The 18,584-nt window shown below is 72.0% G+C and carries 18 protein-coding genes and 1 tRNA gene; 4 read left to right on the plus strand and 15 right to left on the minus strand.

Going from position 1 to position 18,584, the window contains the following annotated elements; all coding sequences use genetic code 11:
* Window positions 1–121: 121 nt before the first annotated feature.
* From OG702_RS11955 to OG702_RS11965, 3 genes are all read right to left on the minus strand, one after another.
* Window positions 122–2,041, minus strand: coding sequence for a tetratricopeptide repeat protein (locus OG702_RS11955; protein ID WP_327288851.1), 1,920 nt, complete (start codon window positions 2,039–2,041; stop codon window positions 122–124).
* 170 nt (window positions 2,042–2,211) lie between these two features.
* Window positions 2,212–2,285, minus strand: a tRNA-Met gene (locus tag OG702_RS11960).
* Between the two features lie 42 nt (window positions 2,286–2,327).
* A complete protein-coding gene (locus OG702_RS11965) occupies window positions 2,328–5,279 on the minus strand; it encodes a UPF0182 family membrane protein (protein WP_327288852.1) in 2,952 nt (983 codons plus the stop codon).
* Between the two features lie 134 nt (window positions 5,280–5,413).
* Here OG702_RS11965 and OG702_RS11970 point away from each other — a divergent pair, with 134 nt between their 5' ends.
* Complete coding sequence (locus OG702_RS11970; RefSeq protein WP_327288853.1) at window positions 5,414–5,971, plus strand: PPA1309 family protein; 558 nt, start codon at window positions 5,414–5,416, stop codon at window positions 5,969–5,971.
* Window positions 5,972–6,020: 49 nt separating this feature from the next.
* Here the strand turns inward: OG702_RS11970 and OG702_RS11975 are convergent, their stop codons facing one another.
* From OG702_RS11975 to OG702_RS11990, 4 genes are all read right to left on the minus strand, one after another.
* On the minus strand, window positions 6,021–7,106 hold the full coding sequence (locus OG702_RS11975) for a YlbL family protein (protein ID WP_327288854.1): 1,086 nt from the start codon (window positions 7,104–7,106) through the stop codon (window positions 6,021–6,023).
* 96 nt (window positions 7,107–7,202) lie between these two features.
* On the minus strand, window positions 7,203–7,421 hold the full coding sequence (locus OG702_RS11980; protein ID WP_327288855.1) for a hypothetical protein: 219 nt from the start codon (window positions 7,419–7,421) through the stop codon (window positions 7,203–7,205).
* 150 nt (window positions 7,422–7,571) lie between these two features.
* Window positions 7,572–8,024 carry a molybdenum cofactor biosynthesis protein MoaE gene (locus OG702_RS11985; protein ID WP_442814389.1) on the minus strand — a complete coding sequence of 151 codons (453 nt, stop codon included), beginning with the start codon at window positions 8,022–8,024 and terminating at the stop codon, window positions 7,572–7,574.
* 122 nt (window positions 8,025–8,146) lie between these two features.
* Entirely contained in the window at window positions 8,147–9,250 is a 1,104-nt protein-coding gene (locus tag OG702_RS11990) for an SDR family oxidoreductase (protein ID WP_327288857.1), read from the minus strand.
* A 155-nt stretch (window positions 9,251–9,405) separates the two neighbouring features.
* Between OG702_RS11990 and OG702_RS11995 the strand changes: the two genes are divergently transcribed.
* Entirely contained in the window at window positions 9,406–10,968 is a 1,563-nt protein-coding gene (locus OG702_RS11995; RefSeq protein WP_327288858.1) for a zinc-dependent metalloprotease, read from the plus strand.
* Window positions 10,965–11,495, plus strand: coding sequence for an NUDIX hydrolase (locus OG702_RS12000; protein WP_327288859.1), 531 nt, complete (start codon window positions 10,965–10,967; stop codon window positions 11,493–11,495). The genes OG702_RS11995 and OG702_RS12000 overlap by 4 nt, the downstream gene beginning before the upstream one ends.
* A gap of 45 nt (window positions 11,496–11,540) precedes the next feature.
* Here OG702_RS12000 and OG702_RS12005 read toward each other — a convergent pair whose 3' ends face one another.
* From OG702_RS12005 to OG702_RS12020, 4 genes are all read right to left on the minus strand, one after another.
* Window positions 11,541–12,305: an AIM24 family protein gene (locus OG702_RS12005; protein ID WP_327288860.1), complete on the minus strand. Its 765-nt coding sequence runs from the start codon at window positions 12,303–12,305 to the stop codon at window positions 11,541–11,543.
* A gap of 16 nt (window positions 12,306–12,321) precedes the next feature.
* Window positions 12,322–13,005: an AIM24 family protein gene (locus tag OG702_RS12010; protein WP_327288861.1), complete on the minus strand. Its 684-nt coding sequence runs from the start codon at window positions 13,003–13,005 to the stop codon at window positions 12,322–12,324.
* A gap of 6 nt (window positions 13,006–13,011) precedes the next feature.
* Window positions 13,012–14,637, minus strand: a complete 1,626-nt coding sequence (locus OG702_RS12015; RefSeq protein ID WP_327288862.1) for a TerD family protein — start codon at window positions 14,635–14,637, stop codon at window positions 13,012–13,014.
* Window positions 14,638–14,709: 72 nt separating this feature from the next.
* Window positions 14,710–15,378 carry a M48 metallopeptidase family protein gene (locus tag OG702_RS12020; RefSeq protein ID WP_442814390.1) on the minus strand — a complete coding sequence of 223 codons (669 nt, stop codon included), beginning with the start codon at window positions 15,376–15,378 and terminating at the stop codon, window positions 14,710–14,712.
* A 266-nt stretch (window positions 15,379–15,644) separates the two neighbouring features.
* On the opposite strand from OG702_RS12020, the gene OG702_RS12025 reads away from it, so the two are divergent.
* Window positions 15,645–17,003: an ABC1 kinase family protein gene (locus tag OG702_RS12025; RefSeq protein WP_327288864.1), complete on the plus strand. Its 1,359-nt coding sequence runs from the start codon at window positions 15,645–15,647 to the stop codon at window positions 17,001–17,003.
* 24 nt (window positions 17,004–17,027) lie between these two features.
* On the opposite strand, the gene OG702_RS12030 is transcribed toward OG702_RS12025, so the two are convergent.
* The 4 genes from OG702_RS12030 to OG702_RS12045 form a co-directional block, all read right to left on the minus strand.
* The gene (locus OG702_RS12030) at window positions 17,028–17,207 is read right to left on the minus strand and encodes a hypothetical protein (protein WP_327288865.1); all 180 of its coding nucleotides are present in this window, start codon (window positions 17,205–17,207) and stop codon (window positions 17,028–17,030) included.
* 119 nt (window positions 17,208–17,326) lie between these two features.
* Window positions 17,327–17,647: a hypothetical protein gene (locus tag OG702_RS12035; protein WP_327288866.1), complete on the minus strand. Its 321-nt coding sequence runs from the start codon at window positions 17,645–17,647 to the stop codon at window positions 17,327–17,329.
* Window positions 17,644–17,961 carry a WhiB family transcriptional regulator gene (locus tag OG702_RS12040; protein WP_079189450.1) on the minus strand — a complete coding sequence of 106 codons (318 nt, stop codon included), beginning with the start codon at window positions 17,959–17,961 and terminating at the stop codon, window positions 17,644–17,646. The genes OG702_RS12035 and OG702_RS12040 overlap by 4 nt, the downstream gene beginning before the upstream one ends.
* Before the next feature lie 188 nt (window positions 17,962–18,149).
* Window positions 18,150–18,488, minus strand: coding sequence for a hypothetical protein (locus OG702_RS12045; protein WP_327288867.1), 339 nt, complete (start codon window positions 18,486–18,488; stop codon window positions 18,150–18,152).
* Window positions 18,489–18,584 lie beyond the last annotated feature (96 nt).

Raw genomic sequence — 18,584 nt, forward strand, 5'->3', positions numbered from 1 at the left:
GGCCCGCAGGGGCAGTCGGCGCCGAAGGCGGACCACCGGCCGGTGGCAGGGTGAGCGCCGCCTTGGGGGGGCGCCCCGCGGGAGGGGACGGGTACCCCCGGAGGGGGGGTACGGCCAAGAGCTAGGCCGAGAGCTCTTGGTTGACGGCCGCGGTGAGCCGCGCGGCCCGCTCGGCGACTTCCGCCGGGCCGTAGGCCACCGCCTTGGCGCACCACGTACGCGCGTCGGTGAGGCGGCCGTGGCGGGCCGAGAGCAGGGCCAGCCGGAGGGCCGCGCGGCCGTGGCCGGCCTCGGCGGCGCGGGTCCACCACAGCGCCGCCTCGGGCTCGCTGCCCTCGCGGGCCAGCAGCAGGCCGAGGTTGAACGCGCCGTTGCGCGAGCCCGCCTCCGCCGCGAGGCGGTACCAGTGCGCCGCCTGCTCGACGTCACCGCGCTGCGCCGCGGTCATGCCGAGGCGCACCTGGGCGCGCCGGTGGCCCTGTCGGGCCGCCCGCTCGTACCACTCGTCGGCCTCGGAGCCCATCGCGTCCGCACCGCCCGGCTCGCGCTCGCGTTCCCGCTCGCGGCGGTCGAGCAGCGCGCCGAGGCGGAAGGCGGCCTCGGGGCTGCCGCCGCCCGCCGCGCAGCGCAGGTGGCGCTCGGCACCGTGGTGGTCGCCCTCGCGCTGCAGCGCTATGGCCACCTGGAGCGCGGCACCGGCGTGCCCGGCCGCGGCGGCCCGCTCGTACCACCCGCGCGCGGCGTCCTCCTCGTCGCGCCCGGCGTGCAGGATGCCGAGGTTGAAGGCCGCGTCGATGCTGCCGGCCTCCGCCGCCTTGGAGAACCACGGCTCGGCCCCCTGCGCGTCGCCGTGCTGCAGCAGCAGCACGGCGAGCGCGTTGGCGGCCTCGCGGTGCCCGGCGTAGGCGGCCTTGCGATACCACTGCTCGGCCTGCGGCGTACGCCCCTGGCCGGCGCAGAGCAGGCCGAGGTTGTACGCCCCGTTGACGTCGCCGGCCTCCAGGGCGGCGCGATACCAGCGCTCGGCGGTCTGCGTCTCGCCCTCCTGCGCGTGCAGCGCGCCGAGCGCGTTGGCCGCGTTGCCGTCGCCGGCCTGGGCGGCGCGCCGCCACCAGGTCGCGGCCTGGTCCAGGTCGCCGGCGTCGCGCAGCAGGAAGGCCAGGGCGCAGGCGGCCCGCGCCTCGCCGTCGCGGGCGGCGGTCAGATACCAGTGCCCGGCCTCCTTGGTCTCGCCGCGCTCCTCCAGCAGCGTGCCGAGCCGCAGCGCGGCCCGCCGGTGGCGGCGCGCGGCGGCCTGCCGATACCACTGCTCGGCCTCGCGGGTGTCGCCGCGCTCCGCGCAGTAGCGGGCGAGCCGATACGCGGCCTCGCGGTGGCCGTGCTCGGCGGCGGCGTGGAACCACCGCTCGGCGCCGGCGTCCCGCCGGTGGTCGAGCAGGTCGGCCAGCGCGTACGCGCCCAGCGCGTGGCCGGACTCGGCGGCCTGCCGCAGCCAGTATTCGGCGCCGGGCTCGTCGCCGCGCTCGCGGTAGTGCCGGCCGAGCGCGTGGGCCGCGGGGGCCGATCCGGCGACTGCGGCGATACGCCACCAGCCGGCCGCCTCGTCGGCGTATCCGCGCTGGTGCAGCAGCAGGCCCAGGTTGTTGGCGGCGGCCCGGTCGCCGTGCTGGACCGCCTGGCGCAGATACGGCTCGGCGCCGTCCAGGTCTCCGCGGCGCAGCAGCAGCGTGCCGAGCGCGCTCATCGCGACGGGGTCGCCGTGCTCGGCGGCCCGCCGGTGGCGGGCCTCGATCTCGGCCTCCTCGCGCAGCGCGAGGCTGTCCTCGTCGGGCAGTTCGGTGAGCAGTGCGGGCGTCGCCCCGGCACCCTCGGGCACGGCGACGGTGTCGCTCTCCCGCGGCGCGGGCAGCAGCGCGGCCACCTCGGCGGTCACCGCCGCGGTCGCGGGTGTGACGGGCAGCGCCAGATCGCCCGCCGGACCATGACCGCCATGGTTCTGACGAGCGTTCAGCAGCCTTGCCCCATCCCCCATAAGCCCCATCGTCGCACCACCCGCTACCGGCGTACACCCGGTATACCGCAACCCAGTTGGTCTCTACAGCGTTTTGTCGACTTCCCGACATGACGGCACGCCAAACCCTTTTGGCCGTACATTCACCCGAACAAGCGAAGAGGCCCGAAGTCGCTTGACTTCGGGCCTACTTCGTGCCGTAGCGGGGACAGGATTTGAACCTGCGACCTCTGGGTTATGAGCCCAGCGAGCTACCGAGCTGCTCCACCCCGCGTCGTTGTGTCCCAACCGTACCACGACGCGGGGTGTCACCCGTTCAGCCCTTCTTCGCGGGGGTCTGCGCCGCCCCGCGCGCCTTCTCCGCCGCCTGCGCCCGCTTCAGCGCGCTGCCGAGCCGGCGCTGCGCGGCGCCGTAGGCGTCCCAGTCGTTCTTCTTCATGGCCGCCTGCCCCTCCTCGTACGCCTTCTGCGCGTCGGTCAGCGCCTGTTGCAGCGCCGGGTCGGCGGAGGGTGTGGCGGTGCCGCCGGACGGCGCCTTGCCGCTGCTCGCGGCGGGCGGGGCGGCGGCGGGCGGCTTGGCGGCCGGCGTGCTGCCGCCGGACGGGCCGAAGAGGTCGTCCAGCGCCGCGGCCAGCGTCGGCTGGTAGGTGATGTCACCGTCGTAGAGCGCCGCCACGCTGCTCAGCAGCGGGGAGTCGATACCGGTGGTGCGGACGTACACCGGCTCCACGTACAGCAGCCCGCCGTCCAGCGGCACGGTCAGCAGATTGCCGTACTCGACCGTGGAGTCCGCGCCCGAGCGTTTCAGATCGTTGATCTTGGGCGCCGACTGGCTGTTGGAGTTGATCTTCGCCTGCACCAGTTTGGGCCCGTCGACGGTCGGGCTGGTCGGCAGCTGGAGCACTCTGATGGTGCCGTAGTCGGGACTGGACGCGTCGGCGTCGACCGCCATGAAGGCGCTGAGGCTGTCCTGCTTGCTGGGGGTGAAGGTGGTGGTCAGCGAGAAGGCCTTGGCGTCCTGGCCGGGCATCCGCAGGCTCATGTAGTACGGCGGCACCGCCTTGCCCGCCTTGGCCGCCGGGTCGTCGGGCACCGCCCACACCTGGCTGCTGCTGGAGAAGTCCGCCGCCTTGGTGACGTGGTAGGTCGTCAGCATCTCCCGCTGCACCTTGAACAGGTCCTCCGGATAGCGCAGGTGCGCCAGCAGGTCGGCCGGGATGTCCGCCTTGGGCTTGACCGTGTGGGGGAAGGCCTTCATCCAGGTCTTGAGCACCGGGTCCTGGGTGTCCCACTGGTAGAGGGTCACCGTGCCGTCGTAGGCGTCCACGGTGGCCTTGACCGAGTTGCGGATGTAGTTGACCTGATTCTGCCGGGCGACGACCGAGCGCTGGCTGTCGGTCTGCGAGTCGGCCGTGGTGTCGCCCAGGGTGGTCCGCGAGGCGTACGGGTAGCTGTCGCTGGTGGTGTAGGCGTCCACCACCCACTCCACCTTCTTGCCGACCACCGCCGGATACGGGTCGCCGTCGATGGTCAGCCAGGGCGCCACCGCCTCCACCCGTTCCTTGGGCGTGCGGTTGTAGAGGATCTTGGAGTCCTTGCCGATGGCCCCCGAGTAGAGGATCTTCGGCTCGCCGAAGCTGACCGCGTACGCGGCACGGGTCAGCGGGTTGCCCAGGCTGACGCCGTCCTTGCCGGTGTAGTGGGTGGTCGTCTCGTGGCCCTTGTCCGCGTAGTCCAGCTCGGGGGTGGGGCCGCCGACGATCGAATACTGCTTGGTCTGCTCGCCGAAGTAGATCCGCTGCTGTGCGCCCGCCGCCCCCGGCAGGCCCTGCTCGGTGAAGTCGGGCGCGCCCTCGCTGGTCACCTCGGTGCCCTTGGCGGCGACGACGCCGAAGCCGTGGGTGTACTTGAAGTGGTCGTTGATCCAGTTGTTCTTCGGTATGCCGTCGACGTTCAGTTCACGCAGCCCGACGACGGTGTCCTGGTCCTCGCCGCCGGCGGCGTCGTGGCCGACGTCCAGGGTGGAGGGGAACTGGTAGTAGTCGCTGCTCTGCTGGAGCTGCTGGAAGGTGGGCGAGACCACGTTCGGGTCGAGCACCCTGAGGCTGGCCGAGGAGTCCGCGTCGGCCCGCAGGCTGGTGGCGGCGGGGTGGCCGGCGGCCGCGGGCGTACCTGCCGCCGCCACGGCCGGCTTGCCCGGGTAGGCGCTCACCTCGGTCCTGGTCAGGCCGAACGCGGCCCGGGTCGCGTCGATGTTCTTCTGGACGAAGGGCGCCTCCTTGGCGGCCTCGTTCGGCAGCACCTGGAACTTCTGCACGATCGCCGGGTAGAGGCCGCCGATGAGGATCGCCGAGAGCACCATCAGGCCGAAGCCGATGGTCGGCAGCGACCACGTACGCCGCCACAGGGTGGCGAAGAACAGCAGCGCGCAGATCACCGCGATGAAGAACAGGATCGTCTTGGCCGGCAGATAGGCGTTGGCGTCGACGTAGCGCAGCCCGGTCCAGTTGTCCGTGGTCCGGAAGCCGCTGGAGCGCACCGCGAGGGAGTAGCGGTCCAGCCAGTAGGCGACGGCCTTGAGCGACACGAACAGGCCGAGCAGCACCGACAGGTGGCCGGTGGCCGCGGAGGTCGCCCGCGCCCCCGGCGAGGTGATCCGCAGGCCGCCGTAGAGGTAGTGCACGACCGCCGCGCCGATCAGCGACAGGATCACCGCGGCGAAGGCGAAGTTCAGCAGGAACCGGTAGAAGGGCAGGTCGAAGGTGTAGAAGGAGACGTCCTTGTGGAACTGCGGGTCCTTGGTGTGGAAGGGCGTCGCGTTGACCATCAGCAGCCACAGCCGCCACTGGGTCGCGGCCGACCCGCCGGCGACCACCCCGACCACCGCGCTGATCCCGACCAGCGCCCGCGTCTTGTACGGCGCCAGGCCCATCCGGTAGCGGTCCAGGCTCTGCTGCTCGCTGGACATCGCGCTCAGCGGCGGGCGCAGCCGGTGCGCCAGATAGATCGAGGAACCGACGCTTCCGGCCATCAGCAGTCCGAAGGCGACGAAGAGCCCGGTCTTCGTCCACTCCATGGTGGAGAAGACCGAGGAGTAGCGCACCGAGCGGTACCAGAGCCAGTCCGTCCACAGGCCGGCGTACATCACGAACCCGACGAGCAGGACGGCGAGGACGCCGAGCACGATGAGCAGGGCGATCACCCTGCGGGACGGGCGGCCGGCCCTTCTGCTGCTCGGTCCCGCCGCCCCTTCACCGCGGTCCGGCATCTGGAATACCAAGAGTGCGCACCTCGAAATGTCAGCTTTTTCTGCGGCGTCCCGGGTCGGACTCCCACACATGCAACTTCACCGTGCTTTGGCCGGTTCCCGATTCCGGCCGGGGAAGGGGGAGGATACCCACCATGTCCAACATTGCGACCGATGGAACACCCCTCGCGGCGAACCCGCTGACGCGTGCCGTACTGGAGATCGACGAATACGCGGCCGGTCTCGGCTGGGACCAGCCCGCACGGCTGTTCGCCCTCGTCGACACCGCCCAGCTGCGCACCCAGGAGCCGGGGCTGGCCGAACAGCTCGGGCTCGGCGAGCAGAACGCGGCGGGCGCCCTGACCCCGATCGAGCAGGACGAGCTGCCGTCGGGCACCGCGCTCGACGAGTTCCTGGCCACCATCGCGTGGCCCGAGGTGATCGCCGGCTGCGCGCTGACCGTTGAACGGCTGATGCTGCCGCCGTCCGCCGAGGCGGCGATCCCCGACGACCTGGACGACGCCGCGCTGGCGTCCTGGGTGGCCGCGCATCCGGAGCGGCAGGAGGTGCGGATGACGGTGGCGGTGCTGCGCGACGGCGCCCGGGAGTCCGCGGTGCGGCTGCGGGCGAAGGACACCGCGTCCGAGGTGCTGACCGGCGCGACCCTGGTGCCGGGCCTCGCCGAGGCGCTGACGGCCACCTTCGAGGCCTAGGGCGGCGCGATGTGCCGCGCCCGGGGACGGGCGCGGCAGCCGCGCGGGTTCAGCTCCTGGTGCAGCTGGGCAGCGCGGCGGTGTCCCCGGACTTGATGTCCTTCAGGGCGGCCATGGCGTCGTCCAGGGTCTTCACCTTGACCAGGGTCAGACCGTGCGGCACGTCCCTGGCGGCCTCGCCGCAGTTGTCGGCGGGGGTGAGGAAGAACTGGGCGCCCTTGTCGCGGGCGCCGATCGTCTTCAGGCTGATGCCGCCGATCGGCCCGACGTTCCCGCTGTCGTCTATCGTGCCGGTGCCCGCCACGAACTTGCCGCCGGTCATGTCGCCCGGTGTGAGTTTGTCCACGATGCCGAGGGCGAACATCATGCCGGCGCTGGGGCCGCCGACGTCGGCGAGCCTGATGTCGATGCTGAACGGGAAGAGGTGCTCGACGCCGGCCGCGATGCCGACCACCGCCCGGCTCGGCCCGGTGTCGTCGGACTTGCGTGTGGTGACCGTCACCTGGTGGGTCGGCAGCCCGTCGGCGGACCTGCCCTTGGCCTCCGCGGCGCCGACGACGGTGAAGACCACCTTCTGGCCCGGCTTGTGCTTGGTGACCAGCTCGGCCACGTCGTCCGGCTGGGTGACGGCGGTGCCGTCCACCGCCTTGACCACGTCACCGGCGTGCAGTGACCCCTGCGAGGCGCCGCCGCTGACCACCGCGGACACGATCACGCGGGAGGGGACGTGGATCTTCAGCTCGTCCAGCGCGGCGACCTTGGCGCTGTCCTGGGACTGGGTGAACTCCTCGGCGTTCTGCTGGTCGGCCTGCTCGGCGGTCTGCCCCTTGGGGTAGAGCGTGTCGTGCTCGACGACCTTGTCGTCGTGCCGCAGCCAGCCGAAGACCGACTCGATCACGTTCATGTGGTAATCGGCGCCGGTGACCCGGACGGTCGTCATGTTCAGATGCCCGTCCGCCGGATAGGTCTTCCGGCCGGCGATCTGGATCACGGTGTCGCCGCCGTAGGTGCCCAGGGTGTTCACCGTGGGACCCGGTGACATCTCCGAATACGGGGACGGCACGAGCAACGCGACGCTCAGCAGCGCTATCAGCGTCAGTGTAGAGGCGAGCAGCGTCGCGGTACGGCTGGGCATGGAACGACAGTACGTGACCGGCGGACGATTCGGCTCCCCGGGTGAGTCCGGACGAGGAGGCCGCGGGGGCCCGGTGAACAGCGGCCCCCACAGGGGTCACACAGGTTCGGCGTCGGTGGGGCCGCCGTCGCCCGCCTCGCCCTTCTTCAGCCGCAGCGGGGGCAGGTCACCGGGCTGCATGGCCGCGCGGAACCGTTCGTAGCCGGCGAGCGAGGCTCCGTCGGCGGTGGAGCGGCCGCGCGCCGCCCAGCGCGCCCAGATCAGGGCGGCCAGGAAGCCGACCAGGGGGATGAGCAACCAGACGAGTGCTGCCACGACGACTCCCGACCCCACACACCAGCAAAACGGACCTATGAGCAGATTAACCACTCAATGGATCAACGCTCTGCCGGGGCGCGGGGTTACGCAACCCGAATTCCCCCTGGCAGCGGACCCGCGCCCGCCGGGACGGCCGGCCGGGCGGGCTCAGCAGCCCACCCACTCCTCGGTGCCGTCGTCGAAGGTCTGGTGCTTCCAGATCGGCACCCCGCTCTTGAGGTCGTCGATCAGCCGCCGGTTCGCCGCGAAGGCCTCACCGCGGTGCGGGCAGGACACCGCCACGATCACCGCCACGTCGCCGACCCGCAGGTCGCCCACCCGGTGCACGGCCGCCAGCGCCCGTACCGGGAAGTCCGCCGCGACCTTCTCGGCGACCCGGCGCAGTTCCGCCGCGGCCGAGGGGTGCGCCGAGTAGGACAGGCCGGTCACCGTGGCGCCGGAGTGCCCGTCGTGGTCGCGCACCGTCCCGACGAAGAGCGCGGTACCGCCCGCCGCGTCGTCACCGACCGCCGCGAAGACCTCGTCAAGCGACAGCGGGGTGTCGCGGACGGCCAGCAGCCGGATCGGATCGGAGGGGTCGGTGGGTGCCATGCGGACCATGCTCCCTTATCTGCCCGCGATACGGAAAGAGGCTTCCATTGTCGCCGGGCCGTCGTCGTCTCGTCCTTGCCGCCCGCTCCCTGCCGCCTGTCCCCCGCGGTCCGGCGGGGTGCCGCCCCAGGTCAGATACCCCGCCGCTTGCGGGCCCTGCGGACCAGCGCCGCGGTGCCGACCAGCGCGACCGTGGCGCCCGCCGCGCCCAGCGTCGTGGCGTCCTTGCGGCCCAGTCGCCGCCCGGCAAGCGAGTTGCGGCCCCCGACCTCTTCGAGCAGCTCGGCCAGCACCTCCTCGTTGGTCCACTGCGGCCGCCAGCCCGCCTCGTGCAGCCGGCGGCCGCTGACCACCCACGGGTGCATCGTGTACGCGAGATCCCCCGCGGGCGACGGGGTCAGGCCGAGCCGGTGCAGCCGGGAGGCGGCGCCGAAGGCGATGGCCGGCGGCAGCTCCATGCGCCGGATACCGCTCAGCTCCTCGACCTCCTCCTGCTCCAGCCAGCCGTCGCAGCCGACCGCCATCTCGCCGTCGACCTTCTCCAGCACCGCGTATTCCAGCGCCGACACCAGGTCCTCGACATGGCAGAACTGCCAGCAGGGCCGGCTGCCCGCGACCACCAGCAGCCGGGGCGACTCGAAGTAGCGGGTCAGCGCGGTGTCGGTGCCGCCGACCAGCACGGCGGGCCGCAGTATCGTCACGTTGAGCCCGGGATGGGCCCGGGGGGCGCGGCGGCCGAGCCGTTCGATCTCCAGCAGGTCGTCCACGAAACTGGCCTCGGAGGTGGCGCGCAGCGGCGCGTCCTCCGCCAGCGGCACGTCGTTGTCCGCCTGGGCGCCGTAGACCATCGCCGAGGTGCACAGCACCGCCCGGTGCACCCCGGCCGCCGCGGCCGCCGTCAGTACCGTCTGGGTGCCGCGCACGTTGAACGCGGACCGCGCCTTGGCGTCGGACTCCAGATCGAGGTCCATCGCCAGGTGCACCACGACGTCGGCGCCGCGCAGCTTCTCGGCGATCGCGGGGTCGCGGACGTCGAGCACCCGCCAGGTCGCCCCGGGCACGTCGCCGCGCCGCTCGTCGATCGCCACGACCTTCTTGACCTGGTCGGACGCGACCAGCCGGGAGGCCAGCGCGAGGCCGACGCCGGAGGCGGCACCGGTGATCGCGACCACCGGGCCCGCGGCGCTCCTGGCGCCGCTCCGCTCTGGGCGAACGTGTGCTTCTGGGGAACTCACCGGGTGTCTCCCACGGTTGTCTCAGTTGCGTACTCAGCTGTGCCTGCTACGGCGTACGCAGCCATCCTGCCGGACAGGTGTCTAGGCTTGGAGGTACAGCCCATCACACCCAGCCCACCACAACAGCCCACCACGACACAGATCCGAGGAATCCCGTGAGCGACACTCCATTCGGATTCGGCGTCCCTCCCGAGGAGCCGGAAGACGGCGACGAAGGCAAGCAGCACAAGGGCGGCAGTGGGGGCGGACAGCCGGCGAACCCCTTCGGTTTCGGTGGCGGCAACCCGTTCGGCCCGGGCGGTGGCGACAACCCGTTCGCGGCCATGTTCGGCTCGCTCAATCCCAACGATCTGGGCGCCGCCTTCCAGCAGCTCGGCCAGATGCTCTCCTACGAGGGCGGTCCCGTGAACTGGGACATGGCCAAGGACATCGCCCGGCAGACCGTCGCCCAGGGCACCCCCGACGGCGTCAAGGACGCCTCCGTGGGACGTGCCGACCGCGACTGGATCGAGGAGGCGCTGCGGCTGGCCGACCTGTGGCTGGACGGCGTCACCTCGCTGCCCTCCGGCTCGGGCGCCGCGGTGGCGTGGAGTCGGGCGGAATGGGTCGAGGCGACGCTGCCGGTGTGGAAGGAGCTCGTCGACCCGGTCGCCGAGCGGGTGGCCGGCGCCATGGGCGACGTGCTGCCCGAGGAGATGCAGGCCATGACCGGGCCGCTGCTCGGCATGATGCGCTCGATGGGGGGAGCGATGTTCGGCTCCCAGATCGGGCAGGCGCTGGGCACCCTGGCCGGCGAGGTGGTCGGCTCCACCGATGTCGGCCTGCCGCTCGGCCCCGCGGGCAAGGCCGCGCTGCTGCCGGTGAACGTCGCCGCCTTCGGCGCCGGCCTCGGCGTACCGCAGGAGGAGGTGCGGCTGTATCTCGCCCTGCGCGAGGCGGCGCACCAGCGGCTCTTCGCCCACGTGCCGTGGCTGCGGGCACATCTGTTCGGCGCCGTCGAGGGTTACGCGCGCGGGATCAAGGTGGACACCGCCCGGCTGGAGGAGGCGGTGGGCCAGCTCGACCCCACGCAGCCCGAGCAGCTGCAGGAGGCCCTGCAGCAGGGCATGCTCCAGCCCGAGGACACCCCGGAGCAGAAGGCGGCTCTGGCCCGGCTGGAGACGGCGCTCGCCCTGGTCGAGGGCTGGGTCGACGCCGTGGTGCACGCCGCCGCCGCCCCGCATCTGCCCTCCGCGGGCGCGCTGCGCGAGACGCTGCGCCGCCGCCGGGCGACCGGCGGCCCGGCCGAGCAGACCTTCGCCACGCTGATCGGGCTTGAGCTGCGGCCCCGGCGGCTGCGGGACGCGGCCCGGCTGTGGGCGTCGCTGACCGACGCGCGCGGCGTCGACGGGCGGGACGGCCTGTGGGCGCACCCCGACATGCTGCCGACCGCCCAGGACCTGGACGACCCGGACGGTTTCGTGCACCGCGACTCCCCGGACTTCGACTTCACCGAGCTGGACAAGATGCTGGGCGAGGCCGCACAGAAGTCCGGCCCGGGCTCCTCGGGCACGGACGCCGGCGCCGGCAAGGACGCGGACAAGGGCGCGGACCCGGACGCCGCCTCAGGCAAGGACACCGGCGGTGCCGCCGGCAAGGACACCGGTGAGCAGCCCGGCAAGGGCGGCGGGACGACCGGGGACGACTCCGGCCGTGACGGCGGCGAGAGCGGCACGTGAGCGCGCTGCACGCTGAGGCGGTCGGCGTCCTCGACGCCTGGAAGGCCCCCGACGCGGGCCAGGACGCCCTGCGCACCGACTATCTGGCGTATCTGGCCGCACACCCGGACGGGATGTGGAAGCCCTGCGCGTCCGGGCACATCACGGCCGGAGCGCTGGTGATCGACCCGCCGCGGGAGCGCGTGTTGCTGACGCTGCACGCCAAGTTGCGGATGTGGCTGCAGATGGGCGGGCACTGCGAGCCGCAGGACACCACGGTGGCCGGGACCGCGCTGCGCGAGAGCGCCGAGGAGTCCGGCATCGAGGGGCTGCGGCTGCTGGTGCCCGAGCCGGTGCAGCTCGACCGGCATCTGACGCCGTGCGCCTGGCATCTGGACGTGCAGTACGCGGCGGTCGCGCCGGAGGGCGCGACCGAGGCGATCAGCGACGAGTCGCTCGACCTGCGGTGGTTCGGCTACGCCGAGGCCGCCGAGAGGGGAGACGGCTCGGTGCGCTCGCTGCTGGCCAGGACCCGCGCGCTGCTGTGAGCGCGTCGCGGTGAGCGGGTCCCGGCCGGCGGCCGGGCGCGGCGGTCAGTTCGACCAGATGTTGCCGCCGTTCTGCGCGTTCGAGCCCTGCGGGCCCAGGCCGTACTGGGCGCGCAGGCCACCGCCGATCGGCATGTTCTGCGGCGGCATCAGCTCGCTGGGCTGCACCAGGACGTAGCCCTGGCCGACGAAGTTCAGCTCCCAGCCCTCTCCGGTGTTGCCGCGGCGGCGGAAGACCGAGCTGCTGCTGGTCTGCGCCTGCATCTGCACCCGCAGGCTGCTGGACCAGGCGACGACGGCGTCCGCGTCGCAGGACACGTACTTGTCGGGCGTGACCGGCATCAGCAGCGGCTTGCCCGAGGTCATCAGGGCGACCTTGCCGCTGCCGGCGATGTTCAGGTTGTACTGCCCGGTGCCGGACAGGCCGAACTGGCTGTCGACCGCGATGACGTCCCAGTGCAGGCCGGAGTCCAGGGCCAGCACGTAGGCGCTGTCCACGGTCAGGCCGTCGTGGTCGACGTCGAGGATGTGGATCTGCTGGGCGAGGTTGGCCAGATAGACGGTGCCCTGGCCCGAGCAGCGCATCAGGTCCAGGCCCTCGCCGGTGCGCCTGCGCGCGCCGCGCTGGTGGTGCGGCTGGTACTCGCCGTCGAATTCGATCATGCCCTGGTAGGCCACCATCGAGCCCTTGCGGGCCAGGCAGTCCGGCCCGGTGTTGCCGTCAAGGCGGACCCGCAGCAGATAGGAGTTCTGCAGGCTGTACTGGTCCTGGCTCTGGACCTCGGTGAACGCGAAAAGCGGACTCTGCATGATGTGTCGCTCCCCCTCAGCCCCGGGCCCGCAGGCGGTCCGTGCTGTCCTCGCTCGGCTGTACGACCACGAAGCCCTGCCCGGAGAAGGCGATCTGGAAGGCCTCCCCGCTGCCCCGCCCGATCAGCGACGACGCCTTGAAGCTCCGCTTGGCCTTCATCTTCAGTCCCGACGACCAGGCCACCAGCGCGTCGGGGTCCACATACGTCTCGTCGGCGCCGCGGCCGCAGTCCACCACGATCGGCGTACCGCGGGAGGTGACGGCCACCCATCCGCTGCCCGACACCCCGACGTTGAAGAGGCCCTGTCCGGCGAATTTGGCCAGGCCCTTGACCCGCTCGACGCCCCAGGTCAGATGGGCGTCGAAGGCCAGCAGATTGGTGCCGTTGACCGACACCGACTCGTTGTTCAGGTTCAGGCACACCACGTCGGCGCCGTAGTCGGCGAGGTAGAGCAGGCCGTCGCCGCTGCACTTCATGAGGGGCGTGCTCTCACCGGTCAGCCACGCCGAGGCCATCTGCCGGACGGCCGGCGGATTCGGCTCGTACTGCACGAATCCCTCGTAGGCGACCATCGAGCCGGTACACGCGAAGAGGTCCTGGCCGGTCGTCATCGCGACCTTGAGCATCGAGGAGCCGTGGTTCTCCATCCGGGCGGCGACCGGGGTCGGTGCGTAGCCCGCGATCATCTGCTGGTCCATGACGGGTCACACCTCGTAGGGCTGGACGACGATGAAGTTGCCGGGAGCGCCGCGGAACTGGAGGTTCACGGTCTCGCCGCTGTGGCCGGGGTAGGCGGTCCTGCGCAGCCGCACCTGGCTGGAGACGATCACCTGGGCGGCGGACGACCACGCCACGATCGCGTTGCTGTCGGCGTAGGTGGTCGGCGTCACCGGCAGGACGACCGGGGTGCCGTGGGTCTTCACGATCACCGTGCCGGTGCCCTGGAACTGCATGGTGAACAGCGCGCCGCCGGGGATGCCGTGGCCGTCGATCCTGCGCACCTCGTGCTGCAGGCTCTCGTCGAAGGCCAGCACATTCTCCGCGGAGACGCAGATGGCGTCGCCCTGCAGCTCGATCGGGTGCAGATAGGCGGCGTTCTCGGCGAAGAACACCTGGCCGCCGCCCGTGCAGCGCATCAGCTGCATCTCCTGGCCGGTCATGTTGCCGACGATCCGGCCGGTGAAGCCCGCGCCCTTGTAGCCGAAGTCGACCTTGCCCTGGTAGAGCACCATGCTGCCCTGGCGGGCGAGCACCGGCTGGCCGCCGGCCTGGCTCAGGTCGGCGCGCACCAGCTTGGGATTCTGCTGCGTCCAGCGCTGTCCGGTGGGCAGCTCGCGATACTTCTGCATGCCGACGGCCAGGCCCGCGCCCTGCGTGGGCGTCGGCGGCGGGGCGTATCCGGCGGCCGGCTGGCCGAAGCCGGGCTGCGCTCCGTATCCGGGCGGCTGCTGCTGGCCGAAGGGGGGCTGGGCGAATCCGGGCGGTCCCGGCGGGGTGGGCTGGCCGGGAATCTGGCCCGGGGTCGGTCCGGGTGGCGGGACCTGGCCGAAGGGCGGCGGCGCCGGCTGGCCGGGGGCGGGCGCCAGCGGCGCGACCATGGTGGGCGCCTGGTGCACCGACGGTCCGCCGGGCGGCGTGCCGAAGGCGGGCGGCGCGGGGGCCGGGGCGGGCGGGGGCGCGCCGAAGGCGGGCGCGGGGGCCGGGGGCGGTCCGCCGGGCGGCGGCGCGAAGCCGGGGGCGGGTGCGCCGGCCGCGGGCGGTGCGAAGCCCGGGGCCTGGGCCTGCGGCGGGGCCGGCTCCTCCTCGGCGACCTCGCCGCCGAAGTTCTGCAGCAGCGCGGCGAGACCGCCGTCGAAGCCCTGGCCGACCGCGGCGAAGCGCCAGACGTCCTTGAGGTAGATGTCGGCGAGCATCACGGCCCGCTCGGTGCTGAACTCCGCGCCGGTGAAGGAATACCGCGCGACCTCCTCGCCGCCCGCGACGATCCGCAGGTAGCCGGGGCCGACCTGGGACATCTGGCCGCTGCCGTCGATGGTGGCGGTGAAGGACAGCCGCTGCACCGCGGCGGGGACGCGGTCGAGGGTGACCCGGAAGGACTCGGTGTCGCCGGACTGCGCCCCGAGCAGCTGGATCGACTCCTCGGGGGACTTCGGCTGGTTGAAGAAGATGAAGTAGCGGTCGTCGGACAGCTCTTCCTTGGCGTCCAGACCGAAGCAGCTGATGTCGAAGGTCAGGCCGGGACCCGCGATCGACACGCCGACATAGAGATCCGTCCCCGCGGTCAGATCACTGATCTTGGCCTTGTGCCCACGCTGGAATTCCCTGGCCATGGATCGACCGGCCCCCATCCCGTCCTCGCTGCTGGTGCGTTGCGACAGGCTAACCGCTGGCGCCGACAGGGGCTATTCCCCCCGGACCTCGTGACCTTCGCGACTCTCCCGGCCGTCCCGGCCGCTCGGGGGGTGCGGCAGCCGGTCGGCGGCCACGACGCCTTCGAGGAAGCCGCGGGCCCGCTCGGTGCGCGGGTAGCACTCCAGCAGCTTCCAGAACGCCGGACCGTGGCCGGGCACCAGCAGGTGCGCGAGCTCGTGCAGCAGCACGTAGTCGATGACATACTCGGGCATGCCCTGGAGGCGGTGCGACAGGCGGATGCTGCCCTCGGAGGGGGTGCAGGAGCCCCAGCGGGAATTCTGGTTGGTCACCCAGCGGACCGTGTCGGGCACCGCCCGGCCGGCCAGATACTGCTCGGAGAGGCGCTCCGCGCGGGCCGCGAGCTCGTTGTCGCCGGGCATCCGGCGGCTCTCCTGCGCGGCCAGCTTCTCCAGCATCACGGCGACCCAGCGTTGCTCCTCCGCGGCCGACATCCGGGCCGGGATGAGGACGACCGTACGGTCGCCGTCGCGGTACGCAGACACCGTCCGGCGCCGCCGGGCGCTACGGCGTACTTCCACCGCGCTCGTCCGGTGGCCGCGGGCGGGCTGACTCGCGAGATTTCGCGCTGGATCGGCGGACACGCTATCGACGGTACCTGCTGCGCGTACGGGACGTCCCGTCCCCAGGCCGGTTGACATCGGAATCACCTCGCTTCTTACGCATATTGAACGACTATTCCGCACAGCCTGTGGATAACCCGGCACGCGATGCGACAGAAAGGGGCATTCTGGAGGGGTCGCGCACGCAGAGTGACGATCAGCGGAGGGCGGTCCGCAGGTCGAGACGGCTTCTGGGACGCAAAGGGGCAAAATACGACAGCCAACGGATGCTGACCCGGTCTTGACCGGGGGGTCGGTGGGGAGGGGCACAATGGCGAAAGTGACCGAGGCGAAACGAGGGGCGCATGTCTGATCTTCCGCGCAAGGCGGTGACCCGGACCGCGAAGCTGGCGGCGCTCCCCCTGGGGTTCGCCGGGAGGGCCACACTCGGGCTCGGCAAGCGCCTGGGGGGCAGACCGGCCGACGAGGTGGCGGTCGAGCTCCAGGAGCGCACGGCCGACCAGCTCTTCAAGGTGCTGGGCGAGCTCAAGGGCGGGGCCATGAAGTTCGGCCAGGCCCTGTCGGTCTTCGAGTCCGCGCTGCCCGAGGACGTGGCGAGCCCCTACCGGGGCGCGCTGACCAAGCTCCAGGAGGCCGCCCCGCCGATGCCGGCCGGCACGGTTGACCGGGTGCTGGCCGAGCGGCTGGGCAAGGACTGGCGCTCGCTGTTCGCCGAGTTCGAGGACGTCCCGGCCGCGGCGGCGTCGATCGGGCAGGTGCACCGGGCGGTGTGGAACGACGGGCGCAAGGTCGCGGTGAAGGTGCAGTATCCCGGCGCCGGGGCCGCGCTGCTGTCGGACCTGGCGCAGCTGGGACGGGTGGCCCGGCTGTTCGGGCCGCTGATTCCCGGGATGGACGTCAAGCCGCTGCTGGCCGAGCTGCGCGAGCGGGTCGCGGAGGAGCTGGACTACGCGCTGGAGGCCGAGGCGCAGCACGTCCACGCGGTGGAGTTCGCCGGGGACCCGGACATCGAGGTGCCCGACGTGGTGCACCAGGCCGACCAGGTGCTGGTCACCGAGTGGATGGACGGGGTGCCGCTGTCGGAGGTGATCTCCGGGGGCAGCCGGGAGATGCGCGACCGGGCCGGCCAGCTGCTGGCGCACTTCCTCTTCGCGGGCCCGGCCCGCACCGGGCTGCTGCACGCCGACCCGCACCCGGGCAATTTCCGGCTGCTGACCGACGACGGCCCCGCGTCGGGGTGGCGGCTGGGCGTGCTGGACTTCGGCACCGTCGACCGGCTGCCTGAGGGGCTGCCGCTGCCGATCGGCACCGCGCTGCGGCTGGCGCTGGCCGGTGACGCGGAGCAGGTGCACGCGATGCTGCGCGAGGAGGGCTTCGTCAAGCCGACGATCAAGCTGGACTCGGACGCGGTGCTCGACTACCTCAAGCCGATCATCGCGCCGGCCGGGCTCGAGCAGTTCTCCTTCGACCGGGCCTGGATGCGGGCGCAGGCGGCCAGGATCGCCGACCCGCGCTCACCGGCCCACCAGCTGGGCAAGCAGCTGAATCTGCCCCCGTCGTATCTGCTCATCCACCGGGTGACGCTGAGCACCATCGGGGTGCTGTGCCAGCTGGGCGCGACCGTGCGGCTGCGGGCGGAGCTGCGCGAGTGGCTGCCCGGCTTCGACCCCGAGGACCCGGAGGGGACGGCGGAGTCGGCCTGAGGACGGGGGCGGTCCCCCGTGCGGCTACCACCAGGCGGAGTCCAGCCGACTCTCGATGCTGCGCAGGTGGCGGCGGGCGCAGTCGTCGCAGAAGTAGACTCGCCGGCCGTTCTCGACGGAGCAGGTCCAGGTCACCGGCAGACCGGCGTGGCGGGCCCCGCAGCGGGCGCAGGTGGTCGTGGTCGATGCGTTCTTCTGATCCACTGGGTGACGATACCTCCGCTCCCGCTGCAATTGTCGGCATAACGCACCGCGGGGCCGATCCTTTCGGACCGGCCCCGCGGGGACGTGCGGTGGTGATCGGTGCTGTGGCGGTGTGCTGCCTACTGCATCACGGCCAGGGCGAGTGCCCGCCGGGCGCGCAGCGACGCGCGCTCGGCGCGCCGCTGCAGCCGCCGGGCGGCGAGCAGGCGGGACGCCCTGCGTTCGTGTTCGGCCTCGTAGAGGCGCTGTTGCATATGGGCACGGGCCAGAGCTTCTGGCATGAGTTGCATCGCGTGGGTCCTGTTCTGGTGCGACGCCATGGCGTCGGAGGTACGTGCGGTCTGTTCGGCGAGTGAGGGTGTCATCGGGGCCTGATTCATCGGGTCGTGGTGGAGGGGACGGTCGATCGTTCCCGGCGTCCTGAGCTTCCTGGCGTTCATGCGGCGACCGCGTCCTTGCGCGGGCGGCCACGCGGCCGCTTGCGGGGCACGACGACACCCTGGATGAACAGCTCGCCGCCCCAGACACCCCAGGGCTCGCGGCGGTCCTTGGCGCCGGCGAGGCAGGCCTCGCGGACCGGGCAGGTCTGGCAGAGGGACTTGGCGTACTCGACGTCGGCCGGGGACTCGGCGAAGAAGACCTCCGGGTCGTAGGTGCGGCACGGGACGGGCACGCCGAGGCGCTCGATCTCGTCGTCAAGCTCGGTGAGGGGCAGCAAGGTGGTCTCCGGGGGCTGTGCGGGAGGGCGGCTCAGGTCTGGCGTGGGTCCGGACTGTGCGTGCTGGGCGGTAGGCACGGTGGGTTCGTTCCTCGTCTGTCGGTCGGCCGGTCGGCCGGTCTTCGGTGGTGTCTCCGTGGAGACGCTGTCTTCTGGGGAAAACAGAAGGGCCGCGGATCCCGGTCTGGGATTCCGCGGCCCTGAGGTGCCGACCTGATGCGCTATCAGGCTGGATCACTCCAGGGTTCGAGCCCGCGGAAGGCCCACTTGCCGTACTGCTGCGTCTTCTGCTGTCCGTTCGCGTAACCATTGGCGCCTTCTGCGCCCTTGGCGGTGCCGTAGCCGGCGCCGTTGGCGGCAGCCGCGGAGGTAAAGGCATGCGCCTTCGCCTTCGCCGCCGTCGCTACCGCGGGCGCCTCGGTCGGTCGCTCACTGCGCACACGGATCGGCAGAACCGGGAGCAGGGAGGACATGAGACCGGTGGCAGGCAGCGAGATGCCGAGCGGGCAGGCGGCGATCACCGAACGATCGGTCAGTTTGATGCTGATCAGCTGGCTGGTCATTGGGCTCGCCTCCTCTCGGCGTCTCGTAAGGATGAAGGACCGTACTTGCCTAGTACATCACGATCGGGTGGGCTCTTGGAAGAGCCGTTCTCAACC

The organism is Streptomyces sp. NBC_01198, assembly GCF_036010485.1.
Classification (GTDB): Bacteria; Actinomycetota; Actinomycetes; order Streptomycetales; family Streptomycetaceae; genus Actinacidiphila.